The 21,318-nt window shown below is 50.8% G+C and carries 16 protein-coding genes; 7 read left to right on the top strand and 9 right to left on the bottom strand.

Annotation, left to right across the window (positions count from 1 at the left end; genetic code table 11):
- Position 1: 1 nt before the first annotated feature.
- Positions 2-949, bottom strand: coding sequence for a quinone oxidoreductase family protein (locus B0I18_RS23715; RefSeq protein WP_106525258.1), 948 nt, complete (start codon positions 947-949; stop codon positions 2-4).
- Between the two features lie 160 nt (positions 950-1,109).
- On the opposite strand from B0I18_RS23715, the gene B0I18_RS23710 reads away from it, so the two are divergent.
- Positions 1,110-1,499 carry a winged helix-turn-helix transcriptional regulator gene (locus B0I18_RS23710; protein WP_181358600.1) on the top strand — a complete coding sequence of 130 codons (390 nt, stop codon included), beginning with the start codon at positions 1,110-1,112 and terminating at the stop codon, positions 1,497-1,499.
- A gap of 65 nt (positions 1,500-1,564) precedes the next feature.
- Positions 1,565-2,755, top strand: a complete 1,191-nt coding sequence (locus B0I18_RS23705) for a hypothetical protein (RefSeq protein ID WP_106525256.1) — start codon at positions 1,565-1,567, stop codon at positions 2,753-2,755.
- 319 nt (positions 2,756-3,074) lie between these two features.
- Here B0I18_RS23705 and porU read toward each other — a convergent pair whose 3' ends face one another.
- A complete protein-coding gene (porU, locus tag B0I18_RS23700; RefSeq protein WP_106525255.1) occupies positions 3,075-6,872 on the bottom strand; it encodes a type IX secretion system sortase PorU in 3,798 nt (1,265 codons plus the stop codon).
- Between the two features lie 397 nt (positions 6,873-7,269).
- Between porU and B0I18_RS23695 the strand changes: the two genes are divergently transcribed.
- The 3 genes from B0I18_RS23695 to B0I18_RS23685 are packed head-to-tail and all read left to right on the top strand — an operon-like array spanning position 7,270 to position 11,607.
- Entirely contained in the window at positions 7,270-7,968 is a 699-nt protein-coding gene (locus B0I18_RS23695; protein ID WP_106525254.1) for a hypothetical protein, read from the top strand.
- A gap of 43 nt (positions 7,969-8,011) precedes the next feature.
- The gene (locus tag B0I18_RS23690; protein WP_146146861.1) at positions 8,012-8,875 is read left to right on the top strand and encodes a hypothetical protein; all 864 of its coding nucleotides are present in this window, start codon (positions 8,012-8,014) and stop codon (positions 8,873-8,875) included.
- A 20-nt stretch (positions 8,876-8,895) separates the two neighbouring features.
- On the top strand, positions 8,896-11,607 hold the full coding sequence (locus tag B0I18_RS23685; protein ID WP_106525252.1) for a T9SS type A sorting domain-containing protein: 2,712 nt from the start codon (positions 8,896-8,898) through the stop codon (positions 11,605-11,607).
- 163 nt (positions 11,608-11,770) lie between these two features.
- On the opposite strand, the gene B0I18_RS23680 is transcribed toward B0I18_RS23685, so the two are convergent.
- Positions 11,771-12,670 carry a histone deacetylase family protein gene (locus B0I18_RS23680; protein ID WP_106525251.1) on the bottom strand — a complete coding sequence of 300 codons (900 nt, stop codon included), beginning with the start codon at positions 12,668-12,670 and terminating at the stop codon, positions 11,771-11,773.
- A 288-nt stretch (positions 12,671-12,958) separates the two neighbouring features.
- On the opposite strand from B0I18_RS23680, the gene B0I18_RS23670 reads away from it, so the two are divergent.
- Positions 12,959-13,138, top strand: a complete 180-nt coding sequence (locus B0I18_RS23670; protein ID WP_106525249.1) for a hypothetical protein — start codon at positions 12,959-12,961, stop codon at positions 13,136-13,138.
- A 649-nt stretch (positions 13,139-13,787) separates the two neighbouring features.
- On the opposite strand, the gene B0I18_RS23665 is transcribed toward B0I18_RS23670, so the two are convergent.
- Positions 13,788-15,362, bottom strand: a complete 1,575-nt coding sequence (locus tag B0I18_RS23665) for a T9SS type A sorting domain-containing protein (protein ID WP_106525248.1) — start codon at positions 15,360-15,362, stop codon at positions 13,788-13,790.
- 725 nt (positions 15,363-16,087) lie between these two features.
- Between B0I18_RS23665 and B0I18_RS23660 the strand changes: the two genes are divergently transcribed.
- Entirely contained in the window at positions 16,088-17,305 is a 1,218-nt protein-coding gene (locus B0I18_RS23660) for a THUMP domain-containing class I SAM-dependent RNA methyltransferase (RefSeq protein WP_106525247.1), read from the top strand.
- A gap of 152 nt (positions 17,306-17,457) precedes the next feature.
- On the opposite strand, the gene B0I18_RS23655 is transcribed toward B0I18_RS23660, so the two are convergent.
- The 5 genes from B0I18_RS23655 to B0I18_RS23635 all read right to left on the bottom strand — a co-directional run bounded on the left by B0I18_RS23655 (position 17,458) and on the right by B0I18_RS23635 (position 21,317).
- Complete coding sequence (locus B0I18_RS23655; RefSeq protein ID WP_106525246.1) at positions 17,458-17,955, bottom strand: DinB family protein; 498 nt, start codon at positions 17,953-17,955, stop codon at positions 17,458-17,460.
- 149 nt (positions 17,956-18,104) lie between these two features.
- The gene (locus B0I18_RS23650; RefSeq protein ID WP_106525245.1) at positions 18,105-18,794 is read right to left on the bottom strand and encodes a helix-turn-helix transcriptional regulator; all 690 of its coding nucleotides are present in this window, start codon (positions 18,792-18,794) and stop codon (positions 18,105-18,107) included.
- A 133-nt stretch (positions 18,795-18,927) separates the two neighbouring features.
- Complete coding sequence (locus tag B0I18_RS23645; protein ID WP_106525244.1) at positions 18,928-19,224, bottom strand: hypothetical protein; 297 nt, start codon at positions 19,222-19,224, stop codon at positions 18,928-18,930.
- Between the two features lie 8 nt (positions 19,225-19,232).
- Positions 19,233-19,973 (bottom strand): phosphodiester glycosidase family protein, encoded by a 741-nt coding sequence (locus tag B0I18_RS23640; protein WP_219906040.1) that lies wholly within the window; start codon positions 19,971-19,973, stop codon positions 19,233-19,235.
- A gap of 18 nt (positions 19,974-19,991) precedes the next feature.
- Complete coding sequence (locus B0I18_RS23635) at positions 19,992-21,317, bottom strand: serine hydrolase domain-containing protein (RefSeq protein ID WP_106525243.1); 1,326 nt, start codon at positions 21,315-21,317, stop codon at positions 19,992-19,994.
- Between the last annotated feature and the right edge of the window lies 1 nt (position 21,318).

The raw sequence follows: 21,318 nt of genomic DNA, 5'->3' as shown, positions 1-21,318 counted from the left end.
CTTATACCTGCAAAACTATTTTGCCGAATACCGATCCCGATTCGAGTACCCTGTGCGCTTCCGCAGCATCTTCAAGTGCAAAAGTGGCGCCTATAAATGCCTGGAGCTGTCCCTGCTCCGCCTGCCGGAACAGTTGCTGGAGGCTGGCCCGGGCTTCCTGCGGTGGTATGGCATCCAGGCTGAAACAGGCCAGGGTAAGGGATCGCTGGAATCGGCTAAGCCAGCTTAGCCCGAAGTTGTCGGGTGGGAAACCGGCTGCAGCGCCATTCAGCACATAAGTACCGTTGTCGGCCAGCTGCGCTACATACCGGTCCAGGTCGGGGCCTGCAACCGGATCGATAATTGCCTTAAAGGCTTGTCCCGCCGCTTCGGGTGTTGTTACGGAAAAGAAACTACCAACACCGATGCGTTCCAATGCTGCGCGTTTCGCCGGCGTCGTACCGGTAGCGGTAACCCGGTAGCCGCCGGCAAGCGCGAGCTGCACCAGCATGGACCCGATACCGCCGCCTGCACCTCTTACCAGCAGGGCATCTCCGGGCGCCAATGCGGCCCGTTGCAACGAGTACTGCGCTACCAGGGCATTTATACCCAGGCCCACCGCGACTTCGAAGCTTAAGTTGCCGGGAAGCGGCACCAGCGCCTCTTGCGGTACCACTATATGCGTTGCATAACCACCTAACATCGTCATGGCGTACACGCGTTTCCCGATCCAGTCTTCCGCCACCTGGTCGCCGGTGGCTATTACGGTGCCCGCCACTTCCATACCAGGAATAAATCCAGGGTTAATGCCGCCCGGGTAAAGCCCCTTCCGGATTAAGACGTCCACGGTGCCTGCACCCGCTGCGGCTACCTGGATTAAAACTGTTCCGGGGCCGGGCAGGGGCGTGTCCGGAAGGACTAAGGATAAAACATCGGGTCCTCCGAACGATGTTGCTTGTATCGCTTTCATGTTATTTATTTAGTGGATCAAAAGTAGCCCCGGGGCAATCGGGCGACAAGGAGGTTACCTGTGGGTTACCGGTTACCCGCAGGTAAGGGGCCGGTTTTTTAATAAATTTGTAGCAGTAAAAAGAAGTATTATGCCGGTAGTTATAGCATGCAGACAAAACATGATTGCGATCCAGGATACGCTCGATGTTATTTCGGGTAAATGGAGAATTCCCATAATCGTATGCCTGACCATGCGGCCGGAGCTTTCCTTTACCGAGCTGAAAGAGGAGCTGGTGTATATATCCGCTAAAGTACTTTCGGCTGAACTCCGGTTTATGGAAGAAAATAACCTGGTATCCCGGGAGGTGAAAAAAACGACTACGCTGACCGTCAAATATAGCCTGACTGCCTATGGGAGGACGCTGGAGCGCCTCCTTTTTTCTCTGATGGACTGGGGGCTTACGCACAGGGTACAAATAACGGGAAAGCAAGCCCTGGAGGTCAGCAACGAAGATTATATCAATGCGCTCAGGGCCAACCTGCCCCCGGTAGTCCCGGGCATTGTTTAACCCGCTGTATAACCGGGGAAATAAGGCCTATTTTTGCCCTGCCCGCGGGGCAAAATACCAGGATCATGAAACGAATACTTTTATTACTGCTTAGTGTAGCAGGTTATACTTTTTCCAATGCACAGGAAGCGCCGCGTTATTGGAAAACAGAAAATGTTACCAGGATCGATAATAAGCCGATCTGGGGTATTACCCTGGCTTATATGGATATGTTGGCGGGCATGAGAATCCACCTGGTGCAACATGGCGATTCCTTCAGCATAACTTTCCCTTTTGAAAAAGCAATGAAGCAATCGGATTTTAAATCCTTCACCTATTGCCGGCTACCTGCAAACGGCGCCTTACTCGATAGTATCTACAGCATCAGGCGCGAACCCGGTAAGCTGGATATCCTGTTTTGTTATGCGGGCAGGGACGGCGAAAACCGTTTTGTACTCCATCTGTCGCCGCTGGAGCGACCGGCTTATCTCAGGGAGCTCGATAAGTTGCGCAAGGAACGGGAGCAGGTGCTGCAACTGGTAAAACCTATGGATTTATCCGGGTTGGACCTGTCGCAACCGCTACCGGCCTATTGCAAACCCAAAATGGACCTGGATATGCTTAACCCTATCCAACTCGCGGAGGATCTTTGCGATATCGAACAATTACAGACCGGTTCCGAGCAGTTTGACTTTATGGTGAAGGGCAAGGGTAAATATGCCTACAACCATTTCCTGCTGCGCAATACGCGGCTTATAAACCGCGTCGCGGCTACGATCGGGAAAACAACCTACGACAACCTGTCGATCGTGACCAGCCAGGATTATACGAAGCTGGAAGCGGTGATGGTCGAACAAAAGAAAGCCGGGAAGCAAAACATACAGGAGCTGTACCGCTTTATCCAGGCCAGGTTAAAAAAAGTAAAGATCGAAGGACATGGCCTGCCGAAACAGTTTACCGCTGATAAAGCAAGCCTGTTTGGTATCGGCACCAGCTTTGGTCTGCGGTGGATAGAGAAGGACCGGGTAATCGAACTGGTAATACAAACACCCGATGAGCTTTATGATCAACAAACAGACAACAACGTCTTTATCGACTCCGATAAATACGAAGGAGCAGTGCCCGACGATGTGACCCTGAACGTATTTAATCATTACCTGTCCCTGGTGGAAGAGTCGGATATAAAGTTATACGTGGTTGCCCAAACATTTGCTGAACTCGTGCGTTCGGAGGATCTTACCGGGGGGACGCCTTCCTTCCTCAGCGATTTTAAATAACAGGATACGTTTTGTATACCTGCATCAGAAGCCGCTCCCGGTTAGGGATACGGCTTCTTTTTATGGTAGGGCGGCATGAGCGCTTCTTAATTAAAACGGCTGTTTAAAGCTTCCTGCTTAACAGGTATCCTTACCACAGGGTTTTATAACCTCAGCCATTTTTAGAGATGGTTTGACGCGCATACCGGCATGAGCCCCGAAAAGTACGGCAAAAGTCATGCGGCCGGCGTTGCCTATCGCAAATCGATTTTGAAAAGATAAGTGTGCTGTACCGCGCTTGCGATTACTTGCAGGATATGGTGGTAAGCACCCCGTGTATCTAGCGCAGCAATACCAGTTTCTGATGTGCGGTCGCTGAAATGCCTTTGTCTGTTTTAGCAGTAAGCCGGTAGAAGTATACCCCTTTGGCCAGGCGCAGACCGCCGGGTCCACATCCGTCCCAGTCCAGCTCCGTGCGGTTTCCCTCCGCCTTAAAGTGTTGCGCGATCGTACGTACCAGGCTGCCGGCCGTATTGAAGATCTGCAGTGTTACCTCCATTTGCTCCCCGTTTTGGTTGTGCTGGAATACAATGTGGGTAAGGTCTTCAACCGGGTTAGGATAGTTGTACAGCGCGCTGATAAAACCCGATGCCTTATTTTTTACTTCGAAGTGCACCACGCCTTCTCCCGAATTGTTATACACGTCCCATGCTTTTACGCGGATCGTATGTTTGCCCTCCGGCAGGTTCGATAAGGGGAAATGAATATAACCGCGCCGGTAATCATCCTGCTCCGGGGTATAGTAGTCGTTCATACCCAGGGGCTGTTGCACATTGTCGTCGAGTATAGCAACTATATCGTGCCCGATTGCGCTACCGGAGTAGTTAATGCCGTTGTCGTCGGATAGTTTGACGTACAACAGCGGGTTAGGCCCGGTTACGCCGCCATCGCGGAATTTATCGTTGTCGATATACGGCTGTACCAGCGGATCTTCGTTGTCGTCGCCGGCATTGGCGCTGCCGCCTATGGTATAACTGGTGTCGACACCTGCGGCGTCCGTCTGGTCATTGCTGGCGTAATAGCTTATTTTGCTCAGGCCATATTCGTAACTGATGTCTTTAGGTACGATAAAGCTGACCTCGAAACGCCCGTTGGTTACAGTTGCCCGGGTTTTGGCTATCGTATTGGTTTGTAGTTTAAAGGAAGCGGTTACGGCGCTGACGCCCGGGCGTTTGTTATTGGTTTGTACCGAACGGGTCTTGTCGAATATGGATATATGTACGGTGCCGTTAAAATCCGTCAGTATATTGCCATCCCGGTCGGTAATCGTTCCTGTAAGTTTGTAACGGCCCAAAGCGGCTATAGTATTGGTTGCTGTTGCGTTGCCGTTTTGCACCAGGTATAGTTTTTCTGTATGTACTTTGTGTTCGGGTACCTGTAACCGGAGTGCGGGATCGCCCAGTACAACGTATTTGTGGTTATTGGTGCGGGCGCTGGACGGGGTTGCATTTTTGGCCGACATGAGCGCTTCGCCGAGCGTGGGATACCTGCCCCCGGCCCCCGGTGTGAACTGCTGTTTCGTATATTCCTCGTTTATGACGGTATTTTCGGCCTGGTACACAATCTGTGTAGTCGTGATCATCGCAATGGAACCGCCGTCGGGGTTGAGTATGAGCCTTGCGCCGGCTGAGCGGTGCCCGGGATCGTCGAACCGGCCAAAGTCGCAGGTAGCGGTAACGATTACCGGCAGTTTGTTTTTATTGTTCCAGGAGCCGTAATCATCCGCCGTCAGGATCGCTTCCTCTGCCCAGCGGTCGGGGTTGCCATGCCCGCTGTAACTCATCAGGAATGTGCCGTTGTACACCTGGTCGTTGACTGCCTTGTTTACGGCCGGGTACCGCGCACCGCTCGGTGTATTGACCACCTGGAAAGCATCCGAGTAAATTTTATACAGGTTGTATTGTTTGTTGTCCTGCTGGAAATATCGGTTTACACGTTCGCAATCTTTAAGGTGATCCATGCTGAGCGGACCACCCGGGTCTTTATCGTCGGCTACATAGGACACTACATTTTTCCAGGGACCGAATGAAGCCGGGCTTACATAGTGTTTGATCTTATCTACTACCTTCATGGCCTCTTCGAGGCTGTATGCTGGTATACGGCCGGTGCCGATGTCCAGCGCGCCCACATCGTAAATACTTTCACCCTCATCCAGCAACGCATAAAAGTCGTCGGAACTGTAGGCACCACCGCTGGGCGTATAGTTCATGATGCTTTCGTAGGTCTGGAATACGGGAACGATATTGGTATTGAAGGGTAAGCGGTTTTTATAATCGTAAGAGGCAGCGCCGAGCAATAGTACATTTTTAATCAGGTCCTGTTCGCTGGTCGCGCGATCGTAAAACATTTTAATGAAATTGCGGATGCCGCCGATATCCTGGCTTCCCGAAGAAAATTCATTGTAAATTTTATCTACCGTAGCCACCGTTACAACGATATGATCCTGCTGCCTGTGGAAATCGGCCAGCGCATTTGCCGCAGGTACCAGGTCGCTTGTGGTAATGATCAGCAGGTCGGTAGGTGGCAACCCGTGCAGGTTCTGGTTGGGTACCCGTGCCGGCGATGCTACTACCGGGGTATAACACTGGGTACTGTCGAATGCGATAAACTCGCGCAGCCTGTTGCCTTCCCGCACTATGGTATAATCGTTGCCGGACCAGGCGCCTGTTAAGGCTTCGGGCGACAGCGGGTTGGTTACTTCCCATACCTTGACCCTGCTGCCGGCATCGCTGATTTTAAAAGCCGCCGACTGCCCGGAACCAAGCACTGCGGTCTTCCAATCCCGGAAGGAGAGCTGTGACAGGCCGGACATGGACAATTGCCGCCGGTAATTGAACCGGAGGAAATCGATATAACCCATGGCGTTTCCGCCCGGGGCATAAGCCAATTGTACGTTCAGGTTACCTGTACCCGGGTTGATCGTAAGGGCGCTGTCGCCGGTAGCCGACCTGACGGCCATAAAGGAGCCGTCTCCCTGGCGGCCCAGGTTAAAGTCGGCGGCCTGCACACCATTGATATGGATACGGAGGTTGTTGTTGCCGGCATCACTGGTATTACCGACATAGGTTTCCAGGGTTACCGGGCCGGAAACCGCGCCCAGAGCTATGTTGAATGATTGATTCAGCGAGGCGCCGTTCATGGAGTTCATCCGGTGCCCCCACCATACTTTGCCCATGCCGCCCACATTGAAGCTGTCGATATCATCGGCATAATAGTCGTTAAAGGTATTCGTGGTAAGGGTAGCCGTGCCGTTGGCCGCGGTTTGGGGTATCCGTTTGCCCGGGCCCAGGTCGCAGACCAGGAAATAATAGCTGTAGTCCTCGTAATAGTTATTGCTGTGGATGAAGCGTTGACGCAGCGAATCTTTGGCCCAGGACTGCGGGCCGTTTGCATAAAACAGGAAATAATCGCCGGGATTAAAAGTATTGCCACTGGCATGCATCGCGATCGCATTTTCAATAAGGTCGTCGGGCTGTGTGCTGTCTGCCCGTTCCGGCAGTACCGTGCCGCCATTGCCGAAAAGCCGGATATGCCGCGGGTCTACTCCTGCGGGATCGATACCCAGGCTTTGCAGGAAGGCATAGTCGATCTTATAGATGCCCCGTTTGGGAATTTTGATCTTATACCAGGTGCCGGTATTGAGTATGGAGGTATTGACCAGGGTTCCTTTTGCTACGGTATTGTTGTGGTTGTCTTCCGCTATAAATTCGGTCACTTCCAGGTCAAAGGATTCCAGCTTTTCTTTACGGCCGTTACTGATGCGATAGGTGGGCAGGGTGATATAGGCGATCGGTTTTTTCCGCTCCCGGGCAAGCAGCACATCCGGTTCGAACGAATTGCCGGCGATAACCGTTGGTGGCATTTCCGACAGGTCCGCGGTCTTTATATTGCTCATCCGGACCATCGGCGCGCTTTCGCTTTGCAGGTAGAGCTTATGGGTGAGCATACCTTCCTTGCTGATGCCGGAGGAGGCTACGGTAATATGCTTAACGGATATCCTGGTATGGGGCTCCTGTTGTGCAACAGCAATCAAACAAGAGCAAAAGGTCATACACAGGTATAACGAAAGTCTTTTCATGGTCTATGATATGATGATAAGTGGTATGTATTTTAGTTGTAAACGTGTTTTTGGGAGGGAAAGTATTTTGAGGGGGTATTATTCGCCCTTGCCGGTTTTATCAGGTATACATACCACATAAATAGGGAACACTACTGCTGTCCGGGTCGAAGCCCGCTATCCTGCTTTTGCTTTTGTAAATAAGAGGTACCGTTACTTTACGCCGGGTCATAAAACAACACCGGACACGCGCAGTTATGAACACGAGCAGCTCACCTGTAGCCAGGGTTGCACGTCGGTGAACATTGATTTCAGGCCTGTGTAAGAAGGGGTATTATTGCACCTGTATTGTTTATCTGTCTAATAATTAAGGATAAACATAAAACCATCTTTTATCCCTTACCAAAGCTCAGACTTTATGAAAAAGACATTGATCGCCGTGCTCCTGTTGGCAGCCAACGGCGCTTTTGCACAGAATTTATGGACCGGAAGCTCCATCCCCACAACAACGAACGGAAAGGTAGGCATTGGCCTGGGCACTACGGCTCCTGATGCGAGCCTTTCTATTCTGCGCCCTTATTCGTTCACCCCTTTCGAACCGGTAACGCCGCAGCCCGCTTTGAAAATACAGAGCAGCACCTCGAGTCAACTGGCTGCCCCCGGCAATATTTTTGAAATATACCGGGCTTACAAAGGACTGGGTTTTCCCGGAACGATGATCAATGAACTGACATTTGCCGCGGAGAATAACGGCGGGATTTTGATCAACACAAAACTCCGGATCGGGCCAACGCAGGCCACCGGTGCATTTGCCGACTACCGGTTGAGTGTAGATGGTACACTGGTAGCCAAACGCTGTGTCGTGCAGGTAGACAACTGGGCAGATTTTGTTTTTCACGATGCTTATGCTTTACCGGAACTCGAAGACGTAGCACAATTTGTCAACGAACATAAACATTTACCCGGTGTACCCAGCGAAGCCGAATTGAAAGAAAAAGGACTTGAAGTGGTAGAAATGAACCGGATCCTGATGCAGAAGGTCGAGGAACTTACGCTGTATGTAATCAAACAACAGAAGGAGATCGACGCCCTGAAAGTAAATACAGGAAAGCATTAAAGGACGATTGTCCAATAAGAAAACAGCCGGATAAGTAAATGTTATGCGAAAAAAACTACACCTGGGCCTGCTTTTAACGATGCTTGTAGCCGGCGGCTGCAGGAAAGCTGGTACCGATATTTCAGACCCTGATCCCTGTACCGGACAAATGAATATCAATGCAGGTTTCAGCATCACAGAAGAGCTGGTGTATACCGAGACAGATGCTGCCGGAAATTATATACACCAATACGAATACGCCGAAACAGATACGGTCTATGCCGCTAATACGGTAGTGTTCAGTGCCCTGACGCCTTACTGCGACAGTCTTAAATGGTATATAGGGGCGGAAGTACTGCCGGATAGAAAAGTACGCAGAAGAAGTTTCCCGGAAAACCAATATACTACCATCAGGCTGGTTGTGTATTATAAGTCTTATGCCGCCTGTATGCCGGGGCACCGCTGGACGGATACGGTCGAAAAGTCTTTTTATACCGTAGGGACGCTGGAGGATATTCCGGTAAGCGGCGTATATGAGGGATACAATACCGACAAACCGGACCAGCTGTTTACGATACAGGTAAACGATACCTCGGCCAATTACCGGGGCGCTATACTGGACCGCTATGGCCGTACAGGTTGTATCCAGGAGTTTCCCCGGGGTAACACGGACGAAGACTGGAACAAATATAATGGTATAGCCTGGGGCGGGAAGCATTTTTTTATCGGCCATTTCAACGATATCGATACGGCTGTAACCCGCAACTACTTTGGTATGTATGGTACCGGAGCTTTGCACGACGGGATTTTGACCATTGAGTACCGATACGAGGATAATGGCTATCAGCATTTTCTTACAGGTGTGGGGCGGCCCGGGCTTCAATATGTTTCCAAAACATTTATCGGCAAAAAGATTAGATCTTATTAAATAACTGAAATGCTACGAAAATGAAAACAAAAATTTTATTACTGGTCGGTATACTGGCTATGGGCCGGGCGCAGGCTCAGTATTGTTGGGATAACATCAATACCATTACTACGAAGCCCGGCGCAACCGGAAGCTTGAACACCTTCGACTGGACGCAGGAGTTAGCTTCCGCTTATCTGAAAGATGACAATAATCCTGCAACAGGTACGGCCCCTCCTTTCTCGATTACGCTTCCGATGTATGCGCAGGGCAGCGCCAGCGCATTTAATAACCTGAACCTTACGGATCTCCAGGATTTAGCCCCTTCGCTCAAAGACCATAAGCCGGAAGACGGTTGGGAGTTGCTTATCAAAGAGTTCGGGCTGCCTGGTCCCCCGATAGATAAAAATGTTGAAAATCCTTTTTTCGCATTGTATAACCGCTATACGGGCAAGATCCGCGTTTTTTTTATGCTTACCAGCAAGGCTGCATCGTTGAATCTTACCGGCGCCTATCTCGAATTGTCCTTCCTCAACAGTCCGCGCAGAACTGCCCTGTTGCAACATGTAAGCCCGATAGGCAAGCCGGTTGTATTCCTGGAAACGCAAAGCAGTATGCGGGTACCCAACTATCTCGATAACCGCGACCGGTATTGGTTTTTTGCCGACTTCCCCGCCGCTTATGACCCCTGTTCCTGTGGCATGACGGAGCTTAGCCGCATTACCATTCGCCTGATCGCTAATGAAGATGCGCTTATCGAGGCCAAGATCAATGGAAAACTTTATGAAAATGCAGTAATCAACATGCACCCAGGTACGTCTACCAATGCGATCGGTATGAATGGTTATTGGGGGCCCAACGAACAAATGGTGATTCAAGGCCTGCAGAAAGGTTTTGAAAGTTATAAAACCTTTGATGGCTACCGGAAGAATTTTGAAAAGGGTATCGGTGAAGTAGATGATTACCTGGTAAGAAAGATCGATACCATGCTTAAGAAGAGACATCCGGGTGGAATTACCCTCCCCGGGGTAAGCGGAACGGTTGCCCCTAATGTAGAGGCATTGAAAAAAAGTAAAGAGGGCGTGCAATTCCTGCAGGGACTGGGCTACGGGGCTAACCAGCTCGAGGCATTTAAGAGTGTGGCGTCTGCTGTTCCTTATGTGGGTGCTGCCATCGGGCTGATCGATTTTTTTACCAACCTGAGCAAACCAAACAAAACGGACGCTCCCTTGCCGACACCCACGACCTATTCGGTGGATATGACCCTTAATGGCACCATCAAGAAAACAAACCCGATCACCACTTATAGTTTTGCAACTCCCGGCTCTAGAACAGGGCCTCCCGGCAACGGTATCCCGGATTATAATAATATACTCGGTGTAGTTAACATACTGGACATCCCGACGCTGGAATATGTGCAATACGCGCCGAAGGCTCCGAGCTGGAATCCTTACCAGTTGAGTAGTATCAATGCCGCGGCGGCCGAGTTTATTCCCAATATACGCCAATACCGGATGAGCGGTGATCTCAAATATGTGCTGAACCCGGCAGCTAACCTGGAACTGATCAGTGCAGAGGCTACATATATCCTTGAATTCGGCAGTGATTCCGGCAAAGTGATTTTCCGTCGCCCGCCCTACAGTACCAATCTATGGCGGGATGTAGACCAGATGCCGGTGGAGTTTGGCCGGCCGGATAGCCATGCGGATAATATCCCGCAAAGGATGGAAGATGCAGGCTGGGAAACGGACTACCTGTCCAGTGGCTATTTTGATTATATGGCCAACAGCGGCGCGCAGAAGCCTGCACAGGGCAAATACAGGATAAGAACGCCCTATGCGCCGATCCAGTGTATGCGCAATGTTGCTTTCAATATGTATTATCATACCAAGACTGATCCCAACCAGACTTCTAATGATATTTGCTGCCGGAACAAGACACCGGATATTATCCTGAAGGTGGTATTTAAACTCCGGAAAAAGAACCGCGTCGACGACGACGTTACCACCATAATCATGTCCTACGATATGTCTAAGGCTAAAGAAGAGGCGCAGCCGGCCCCGGGGTATAGCAACCTGTATTATAACCTTGACCGCTATCTTGAACCCAATAGCCCGATTTATAATTACTACCCGCATAGCTTCGAGTCAGATCCGGTCTTTCCGACTTTGATCAACGCACCTAAAAATATCACGCTGGAGCAGGTATCGGTAAACAAGAACCTCTACGCACGCGATACGATCATTATCAAAGACAATGTCTTCCTGGGCAATAACGTGCATCTTTATGCCGGGAGTATGATTGCGACCAATGCCACTTTCTTTTCTCCGGCAACGGGCAATTCGTCGCTGAATATTTCCCGCTACATTCCCTGCGATGGCACCCTCGAATCGGCACACGAAAGCAAAGCAGGTATACTGGCTAAGTGCCAATCGCAGGCCTATAGAGACAGGGCGCTGGCTAGGCCGGCAGATCCTGCCCCCGTAGAAGCAACGATTATGGCGGACAACTTCTTTATTTATCCCAACCCGACGAATGATCAGCTTTTTATCCGGTTCATGTCGCCAGAGGAAACAAGGACCGATATCTCGGTCTATGATGCAACCGGCAGGAAGCTATATAGCGCCGGGCATAAACTCATCGGCACAGCACCCTACGCCGTCGATGTTAAAAAATTTGCACCGGGCGTGTATATCATGCACCTGAGCCGTGCTGATGGCACAAAACAGGTGTTTAAATTCGTTAAACAATAAAGTATCCTAATAACCGGAAGAAGGCCGCGCATGCGCGGCCTTCTTTTTTATAGCATTACTGTAGAGAGTGTATTCGATACTTAAGATAATCGTACCTGTAACGGCAAACAGACCTGCAAGGCGGTTCCGGCCTGATTGTTCAGGCTCCGGGGCGCTCCGTATTTTAGTACAGGGCCTTAGCTACCCTATAGGTATTGGCATGGGCTTCTATAATCGTACGGATGTCGGGAGCGTAACCGCCGCCCATACTGCATTGCAGGGGAATGCCATGCCGTTGTGCCGTAGCGAGCACCAGTTCGTCCCGTTGCCGGCAGCCGGAAAGGGTACAGGCCATACGGCCCATTTTATCGGTATCGAGAATGTCTACACCGGCCTGGTAGAAAATAAAACCCGGCTGTACCTTGTCGATCAGGCGGGGGAGCGTTTGTTGCAGCAGGTGCAGGTAATCGCTGTCGGTAGTGCCGTCGGGCAGACCGATATCCAGGTCGGATTGTTCCTTCCGGAATGGATAATTATTGGCGCCATGCATGGAGAACGTAAACACCCGTGTTTCGTGCCGGAAGATGTTTGCGGTGCCATTGCCCTGGTGCACATCCAGGTCGATGATCAGTACTTTACGGATCGTGGTATGATCGAGCAGGTATTGCGCCGCTACAGCTTGGTCGTTGATCATGCAGAAGCCTTCGCCATAATCGTAGCAGGCATGGTGGGTGCCGCCGGCAATATTAAAGGCGATGCCCGTATCGAGGGCTCGCAGCGCGCCGCTCAGCGTGCCCTGGGTAAGGCGTAGCTCCCGTTCGACCAGCAGGGGCGATTGTTCAAAGCCGATGCGCCTTGCAGCCTGGGTACTCAGCCTGCCCTGCAGGAAATCGTCGATATATGCCTGCTGGTGTACCGCGTATACGGCCTCCAGGGCCACCGGTGCAGGACTAAAGAAATCAGTCTCCGATACGATGCCCTCGCGCAGCAACTGTAAGGGTAGCAGTTCGTATTTATCCATCGGGAAACGGTGCCCTTCCGGTACCGGGTGCCGGTATACCGGGTGATATGCAATCGGGAACATAAAAGAAATACGGACTTGGTAAAACGGGGTACAATATTAAGCAAAACCGCCGGTCAGGCCAATCAATTGTGGTTAGTATCACGGGGCCTTTTTAGGCCGATGCCTTGTCGGCACTGGTAAGGCTGTAAAAAAACAGTACCCGGATTCCCATAGGTATGAACCATTTACAGGTATAGAAGTATTGTCTGGCGCAGATTTTAGCAGATACGATGCAACTTAAACCCGGTGATATTGTAGTAAGAGCAGGCCAGCGTTCCGGTTTATTTTTTACCAAAAACAGACAACGTTATGAAAGGTCAAGTAAAACCGCAGGTACCGGACAAACACATCAACCCGGATAACCGTAAGGCGAGACCCGATGTGCGGGATAATCTCGATCACCGCGAGGGAGAAGAACAGGATGATAAGGGCGATGATACTACGCACAATAAAAAAGAGCATCATACCCCTCCCAAAAAGAAAGAGTAATAACTATAAAAGCTACCGTCTTGCGACGGTAGCTTTTACTGTGCCGGTGCGGATGCAACAGGCATTGCAGAACGGGAGATAAGATTTGTTTTCGTGATGAACCAGGATACCTTAGATGTCCCCGCAGGGGCTCCTGCAAAGCGGCCCTGTGGAAGGCAGGGAACAACAGTAGTAAATAGCATCAAACGCATATCCCTGCCGGCGAGATAAACTGCCCCCGTTCGCAACGTCCCTTACAGTAGCCGTCGCGGCGAAAATCGGCCGGCCTGTTTGAGGTCTCGCAGTGGCGCGGCGCTGCGAAAAAAAATGAATTTCACGGATCACATCACTGGCTAACCAAAAAATTAAAAGCTACCGTACTGCGACGGTAGCTTCATTTTGCACGACATGCACACTGTTACCTGTGTATTTGCCGGTGGCCCTGTAAGGCTGCACCTTCTTTATAAACCCGGTACGCGGATCGCCCGGTACCGTTTTATTGTTATCCTGTTTGATCCTACAAATCTATAGTTAATTGTGTTTTCGGTATTCTAATTTGTGTTAATGTATGGTTGCATTCCCAATTAGTGTGAATTTATGTTATGCGCTAATGCAAAAGAGCTACTACAACGATGTTGCAGTAGCTCTGTTTTAATCCATAGAAAGGCGTCTATTTTACAACAACCAGGGATTTGGTAGTCGTTCCGTTTTTACCACTGATATGCACGAAATAAGTGCCTGCTGCGAGGTTGCTGATATCGAGCGTGGTTTCGCCGGTTTTAATGCTCTTACGCGAAACCAACGCACCGACGCTATTTACGATACTCACGCCGTTTACTTCTTCCGTTGTCCTGATGATGATCTTGTCTTTGGCCGGGTTGGGCGATACCGTCAGGGATGCAAAGGATTGCGCATCTTTTACGGCAGTTGGCCGGTATGCTAACGTATTGTCTAATTGCTTGTACATAACCCTGCTGCCTTCGTTCCAGGCTACGAAGAGGTCGGTACCGCTATTGGCGCTATTGCACAGGGCAATGAGCTCCGGCGGATCGGACGGCATTACGCAGGGGGAATTGTTCACCACATGAAAGTCGTTCGGGGCAATCGGGGTACCGTCTGTAGCTATAGCCTGCGAATAGTAGTTGCCCATTGTCGGTGCGCCCCAGGCATAGGTGTATTGGCTATTGCCCATATTAGCCGGTGGGCCGCCCAGTGCGCCGATACCGGACGCCAGCGCCGGGTACTCCTGCGAACCGGTATTGAAATAGGCTTGCGGATTGCAATAGTAAGGCGGTGTAAGGTTGGTGTACAGCATAATCCTGCGCAGGTTACTGCTGGTGGTTACCGCCCATTTGGCATCGTTAAGGCCCGAGTTTGCATCACGGAGCCCCAGGGCCTCAATGCGCGAATAGTAGCTCATCAGCCCGGTCTGCAGCGTTGTAAAGGTGGCAGCAGCACCGGTAGTCACGTTCTTTTCATAAACACGCAGCTCGGTATTACTGTTGCCGAGTACACTAGCATAGGCAAATACATCACCGCCATTAACACCAAGGTCCCGGACAGCCGCTGCATCCATGAACCTGTAACCGTTGGTTAGAGGTATTGTACCGACCTGTGGAGCGGTAAAATCCATATTGGCCTTGTGGTATCCGACCGTACTACCGGTCATAACGTTATAGGTTGCCAGGAACTGTGTCATACCCGGATAGGGGCCAACTGCATTCGCGGGATCGGCAACGTTGTCGATTTTGGGATTGTCACCCAGGCCAATCATAGCGGGCGCAAAGGGGGTAACGGTCATCGCCCCTGCAAGATCTTCTACAATAAAGCGCCTGATATAGATGTTATACATGCCCGGTGAAAAGTACTCGCGGTAAGAAACGACAACCACATAACGATTGCCGGGCATAACAGGGTCGTCGCCGATGGTTACATCGGCCCAGGCCCATCCGGCACTGGTTACGGGTATCGGTCCCGAAGTGACGGCCCCGTTGCCATAATTGAGGTAAAGATTGGTGCCGTTAATTTCGCTGGTGACTACGGCTGCAAGCGTTCTGCCGCCATAGTCGGGGCATTCCATCATGGCGGCGTTGATCGTAGCCATATTGTTAGGCGTAGGGGCAAGGCCCTGCTGGGCAAACGAAGGTGGTATAATGTTCTGTGCACGGGCAGTAGTACCAAGCCCTGTGCTGAGCAGGCAGGCCAGCATCCCGGCTCCGGCTAAGCGGGTAAGTTTGTGGTTCATGTTTGTGTTTGTTTGGTTAAAAAAAGAGGTCTGTGTATGGTGTACTTTATTTTAAAGAAATAGCTATTTATGACGTTAATATCTATAGCAAATTAATGGTTGCATTTTATTTTTTAGTTGCCAGTTTGTTAGATATTATGCTTTTGCAGCTGCTACTAAAGTAGCGGAAACCCTGCGTAGAAAAACTGCTATTTTTTTACTGCGTGTTCCCGGCGAGCAGGTGAGCAGATTCGACCGGTAGTTGCACGTAAACGGACTATGCAGCAAGCTCCTTACAAAACCAAAACTACCGGTCTATAGCGGTAGCTTTATAAGAAAAACCGGATTGCCGGTTATAAGCTCAACGGTACGGGGTAACCACAAGCGGTTTGGTAATGGTGCCAGCTTTACCGCTGATATGGAGGAATCAGGTCCCCGCTGAAAGGGGGTGTGCAAGTCCTGCGCAAAGCAGGCTGGCCAGGATCCCGATCCTGGTAAAACGGTGTTTGTTTGTCATAATCAGGTTTGTTTTGGGTTAAAAAAAAACGAAAGGATGGTGCAACTGCACGATCCTGTGCTATTATGGACCTTACAAACATAAGTACAAAAAAGGATATATTTTATCCGTAAGGGGGGCTATTAAAGCCCCTGTCGTTCATAATACATGATCAGGATGCCGGTAAGTTTTTTACATAATGCGGTTGTCGCTCACGGATAAAGTAGAAACTGCTTTACCTTTGCCGTTCATGTCTTTATTTACTACTATAGCACCGATCACCGTTACCTGTAACAAACGCCTGGCTCCTTACCTGGAGCTGGAAGTACGGGAGATGGGTTTTGATATCGAAGAAACTTTTATTACCGGCCTTCGCCTGCGGGGAACCCTCAACGATTGTATCCGGCTTAACCTGAACCTGCGCTGCGCCAGCCAGGTATTGTTCAGCCTCGACCGTTTCGAGGCCCGGCACCCCGACGATATTTACGAGAACCTGGTAGACCTGGTCTGGGAAGACCTGTTGCCCGAACCCGGTTATTTTTCCGTAACCAGTAATGTACAGCACGAAACGATCAACAACAGCATGTATGCCAACCTGCGGGTTAAAGATGCGATCGTGGACCGGCTGCGCAACAAGAGAGGCATAAGGCCCGAAACCGGCGCCGAGCTGCGCGGTGCGGTTATTCACCTGTTCTGGAAGCAGGACTATGCCGAGGTGTTTCTCGATACCTCGGGCGATTCGCTGGCACGCCATGGCTACCGTAAAATACCGGGCAGGGCGCCCATGCTGGAAGCCCTGGCCGCATCGACCATATTGGCTTCGCGCTGGGACCGCGTTTCTCCGTTTATCAATCCCATGTGCGGATCGGGTACCCTGGCGATAGAAGCTGCGCTGATTGCCACCAATAGCCGCCCGGGCCTGTTCCGGCTCAACTATGCTTTTATGCACCTCGTAGGTTATGATGAAAATGTATACCTGGAGGAAAGAGGCCGCCTGGAAGAACAGATCGTGGAGGTACCGGGCTTAAAGATTATGGCAACGGACTATAGCGACCAGGCCATCAGCAATGCCCGTAAAAATGCGCGGGCTGCGGGAGTGGAGGACCTTATCGAATTTGGCCTTTGCGACTTTGCAGATACCGCGGTGCCCGATACGGAGCAGGGGGTAATGATCATCAACCCCGAGTATGGAGAACGGCTGGGCGATATCCGGGAGCTGGAAACGACCTATGCGCGCATAGGCGACTTTATGAAACAGAAATGCCGCGGCTACTACGGTTATGTATTTACCGGCAATATGGAGCTGGCCAAGAAGATAGGCCTGAAGGCCAGCCGCCGGATCGAATTCTATAACAGTACTATCGACTGCCGGTTGCTGGAGTATGAATTGTATGCCGGGCGCAAAGCAGACAAGCCGGGGAATCCGGAGGAAGATATCCCGGCCGGCGATGCGGATAGCACGCTTTAAACGAACAGGGAATTAAGACCGGCAGCAAGGCCCCGGCCAAACCAGAAGATCCATTTGAAAGAGTGTTTGAAAGGGTAAGGCATAGTGTGTACAGGTTCGGTCATGTTATTTTTATTGGAAGTACCGGGTCTTACGGGGCCCGGTACTTTTTTTTAGAAACTCATATCGTCGGCGCTGGGTCCGTAGCTGCCCGGGATGGGAATGTCCAGCAGGCGCAGGTACACGCCCAGCTGTGCCCTGTGGTGCGTAACCTGGTTCAGGGTCATGCGGATCACTTCGGCCTTAGGCGATACATCATATACCTGGTCGCCGTTACGCAGGGTCCAGGGTTGATCCAGCTTACCTTCATTTTCTTCCTTTAATTCGGTATAACCTTCCTGCAGCGAGGTTTCAAAGAGTTCCATCAGGCTCTTCGTATCGTTGATCTGCTTGGCTTCATAAGGCGTAGTGGCAAAGTCCAGTTCATCGGTAGTCATGGTCATCGGGATCCAGGTGGGCAGCTCCGCGATGTGGGACGATAACTGGCGGATGGTCATACTTTTCGGGTGCGGTTTCCAGTCGTATTTATCGTCAGGAATGCGTTCCAGCATTTTGCGGGTAATAACGGATTCGCGGTCGAGCTCTTTTTTGAACATGCTGATCATAGACATAGTTTTTATTTTTTTTGTTTGATAAAGCAAAGTAACAGCCACCCACTGACAACAGTATGGCAGTGTTAAAAACGGCCGCAAAAAAAAATCCCGGCAACGATTGCCGGGGTCATAAACAGTGTTGTCGTGCTGGTCGGTTGTGGATCCTGTTAATAATCCACCGGCAGCATTTTGGTATACTCGTTCAGCGAAATATGCCCGGGACGCAGGAATGGGTCCTGGGTGTTTTTTACCCGGATAATGCTGGCTACTTTAAAATCACGGTATTCGCTGCGCAGGTGACACCAGGCGATCAGGTGCCAGCTAAAGGCATAAAAGATAAGGCCTATAGGCTCGAGCCGCCGGTTACTGATCTCCTCCTTATTATTTTTATATTCTATCGCCAGGATGTGTTTCGAACTGATGGCCTCCTGCAATACGGAAAGGTAATCCAGGTCGTTCATGATCCTTTTGGGCACCTGCAACATGATATTGGGGTGCAGCAGCTCCAGTTTTTCCTTTTGCGTATGCCGTAATACGGCCTTTACTTTATTGAGCGCCGTGGCATAATGATTCTGTATGGAGCGGTCGGCAAAACCACTGACCAGGGCTTCGATCAGCAGCAGGGCATTGGCCTCTTCATTGCTGAAGGAAACCGGCGGCAGGAAATAACCCTGCACCACGAAGTAACCTTTATGTTGTTCAAAACTGATGGGGATACCCTGTTCGCAGAGGGCTTTAATATCGCGGTATACAGTTCTTACACTGATCCCGAATTTATCCGCTATTTTTTCGGCGCTTACATATTTCCTGGACTGAAGAAAGGTGAGTATACCGAAAAGCCGGTCGATGCGGTTCATGGGGAACAGTTTAAATCAAAGCCCGAAATTAGGAAAGATTCTAAAATAATACCGGGTCTTATCCGGGCTTTTTATTGTTGTAGCTACAGTAAAAGCCCCGGTAGTACGGGGATTCCGGCAGTAGTGCTGTCTGTTACAGCGCGGCGGCGGCCTCGCGGGCCAGGGCCGGCCACAGGGCGGCATGCGCGGCGGGCACCTGTACCCAGGCTTTCATGGGCCTGCCTTTGCCCGAAGGATCAAACAGCATAGCGCCTTCGAGGGCTAATGCCCTGCTGTGGCTATCGCCGCCCAGTTTAAATACCATACACTCCGCGAAGAAACACGTAAATGCTTTCCCGTCGATCTTAAAACAGGGTTTACCAAACATCTGGCTTTCCGTTGCACCGGCGATCTGCCCGGCTGCAGCCTGGTATTGTGCTGTTGCTGACATAAATGTTCTTAAGGGTTGGTTTTGGGATATACGCCTATGATCACACCCAGGTCGCCGTCTTTTTGTTCCCACTGTTGGGCAGGCTGGTAGGCCCGCGAGATCTGGCCATCCAGGTATAAGGCATCCTTACAGCCCATGGTCTTGAAATAAGCGGCAAAATCGTAAAAGCTGATCGCTTTTTTCGAAAGTACAAAAAGTACTTTACCACCGGGTAGTATACCCACACCGTTGCGCACCAGCAGGTTGGCCGAGTCCTGTTTGAATGATGGATTGATCTGGCCGTCCTGTAACAGCATAGGTCCCGATTGGGTGGCATAGGCCATCTTGCCGGCACGGCTGATATCCTGTGTGATGCAGATGCCGGCACTGCCATCGGGGCGGACAAAGAATACCCCGTTGGGCTTCTTATAGAAGTTGCCCTTACCGTTACCCGTATCTGCCGGGTGCAGCAGTACGCTTTCTGCTATCAACAGGCCTACAGGACTGAAATCGGGTTGGTACATGCCGCCGTTCATCGCGAAGGAGAGGGTAACCTGGTGCTGCCCTGTCCAGGTCAATAGGTTGCCTATATTCCGGAAATCCTTGCCCTGCTCATCTTTCCAGTATAAACGGATCTGCTCGGTACGGGTATCGGCGGTATAACTGATAAAACGGTCGTCTGCGGTTGTGCGGGTTTTTTTGAAGAGGTAAAAACCTGCTGCCAGCCAGAACAGGGCGATGGCAATAAAAATGATTTCTTTTTTACTCAAGGTCGGAGGCGTTAAATATTAAGGTTCTTTGGTAAAGAGGTAGGTCTGCCCGGATTGTTTTAAGGTCATTTTATTATTGGGCGGGTCGAAACTCAGCTGTATGCCTGCCTGGTCAAAGCCAAACTGGTCGGGCCCTGTAGCGGTAAGGGCAAAGGCAGACTGGCCGGTGGCCTGGGCAAAGAGTACGTTTACATCTTTGGTAATGGTAATCTTAAGCGGCAGCTGTGTGCTGGCATAAGTGCCGGTATATTTGTCCAGCTCTTCGGGTTTCAGCACCAGGGTATTGAACTCCGGCAGGGTGTAAGGCATGCCGAAATAAATGCTGAGCATGCCGATCAGCGCGTCGTTCATGTTATAGTTAAGCGCATTGGTACAATAGGCGATCGATACTTCTTCCTTCGGAAAGTAAGCCAGCATAGAGGAGAAACCGTCTATACCGCCGCTATGCCCGAACGAAACCCGGTCGTGGAAAGGGATCTGGAACATACCCATACCGTATTGATCTTTTACGGTCTTCATCAGTTCGAGGTTGCCCGGGCTCACCAGCCTGCCGGTAAACAGGGCACGGATAAAGCGGATCAGGTCGGATGGGGTAGATACGATGGCACCGGCGCCACCGGGTATGCTCATATCCGTCTCGGTTTCGGGCGTGAGGGTATTGTCCGTATAATGGTAGGAGCGCGCTTCCTGTGCTTGGGTATTGATTTTGCCGCCATAATAGGTATTGGCCAGGCCGGCTTTTTTCGCCACCTGTGTTTGCAGTACTTCGGCGTAGGACTGCTTGTACAACTGTTCGATGATATAACCCAGCAATACATAGTTGGCATTGCTGTAGGCCGCTTTTTCGTTGGGGGTAAAATCAGAACCGCCTTTTACGATCAGCGCCACTATTTCGTCGTGGGTCTTGGGCTGGGTATGGTATGCGGCATAGTCGTCGGCATCGGTAAAGTTATGAATGCCGCTCCGGTGCTGCAACAGGTCGGCGATGGTAATCTGGGCGGCGTGAGGTACCGCAGGGTAAAATTTATCGAGTGTGGTGGCCAGGCTCAGCTTTTTCTTTTCGATCAGCTGGAAGATCATTGTGGCCGTAAACATTTTGGAGATCGAGCCTATACGGTACCGCGTCTGCGGCGTGGCCGGTATTTTGGCTTCAGCATCGGCATAGCCGTATGCCCGGGTATACACATTTTGTCCCTTTTGTCCAATGGCGACGCTGCCCATGGCTTTGTCGTGCCGGTTCAGGGTTTGCAGCAGGCTATCCATTTTTGCCGCATCAAAGGTTTGTGCCTGTAAGGTTATGGCCGAAAGCAGCAGGAGGGCCGTGGCTTTGATCAGTTTATTCATA

This window comes from Taibaiella chishuiensis (genome assembly GCF_003014535.1).
In the GTDB taxonomy this organism is placed as follows: domain Bacteria; phylum Bacteroidota; class Bacteroidia; order Chitinophagales; family Chitinophagaceae; genus Taibaiella; species Taibaiella chishuiensis.
The sequence above is the reverse complement of the archived record's forward strand: the minus strand, read 5'-3'. Positions and strand labels throughout refer to the sequence as shown.

Bases quoted from the DNA above. Each gene is read 5' to 3' on its own strand.
- B0I18_RS23715 (WP_106525258.1), bottom strand. From the start codon at position 949: ATGAAAGCGATACAAGCAACATCGTTCGGAGGACCCGATGTTTTATCC.
- B0I18_RS23710 (WP_181358600.1), top strand. From the start codon at position 1,110: ATGATTGCGATCCAGGATACGCTCGATGTTATTTCGGGTAAATGGAGA.
- B0I18_RS23705 (WP_106525256.1), top strand. From the start codon at position 1,565: ATGAAACGAATACTTTTATTACTGCTTAGTGTAGCAGGTTATACTTTT.
- porU (WP_106525255.1), bottom strand. From the start codon at position 6,872: ATGAAAAGACTTTCGTTATACCTGTGTATGACCTTTTGCTCTTGTTTG.
- B0I18_RS23695 (WP_106525254.1), top strand. From the start codon at position 7,270: ATGAAAAAGACATTGATCGCCGTGCTCCTGTTGGCAGCCAACGGCGCT.
- B0I18_RS23690 (WP_146146861.1), top strand. From the start codon at position 8,012: ATGCGAAAAAAACTACACCTGGGCCTGCTTTTAACGATGCTTGTAGCC.
- B0I18_RS23685 (WP_106525252.1), top strand. From the start codon at position 8,896: ATGAAAACAAAAATTTTATTACTGGTCGGTATACTGGCTATGGGCCGG.
- B0I18_RS23680 (WP_106525251.1), bottom strand. From the start codon at position 12,670: ATGTTCCCGATTGCATATCACCCGGTATACCGGCACCCGGTACCGGAA.
- B0I18_RS23670 (WP_106525249.1), top strand. From the start codon at position 12,959: ATGAAAGGTCAAGTAAAACCGCAGGTACCGGACAAACACATCAACCCG.
- B0I18_RS23665 (WP_106525248.1), bottom strand. From the start codon at position 15,362: ATGAACCACAAACTTACCCGCTTAGCCGGAGCCGGGATGCTGGCCTGC.
- B0I18_RS23660 (WP_106525247.1), top strand. From the start codon at position 16,088: ATGTCTTTATTTACTACTATAGCACCGATCACCGTTACCTGTAACAAA.
- B0I18_RS23655 (WP_106525246.1), bottom strand. From the start codon at position 17,955: ATGTCTATGATCAGCATGTTCAAAAAAGAGCTCGACCGCGAATCCGTT.
- B0I18_RS23650 (WP_106525245.1), bottom strand. From the start codon at position 18,794: ATGAACCGCATCGACCGGCTTTTCGGTATACTCACCTTTCTTCAGTCC.
- B0I18_RS23645 (WP_106525244.1), bottom strand. From the start codon at position 19,224: ATGTCAGCAACAGCACAATACCAGGCTGCAGCCGGGCAGATCGCCGGT.
- B0I18_RS23635 (WP_106525243.1), bottom strand. From the start codon at position 21,317: ATGAATAAACTGATCAAAGCCACGGCCCTCCTGCTGCTTTCGGCCATA.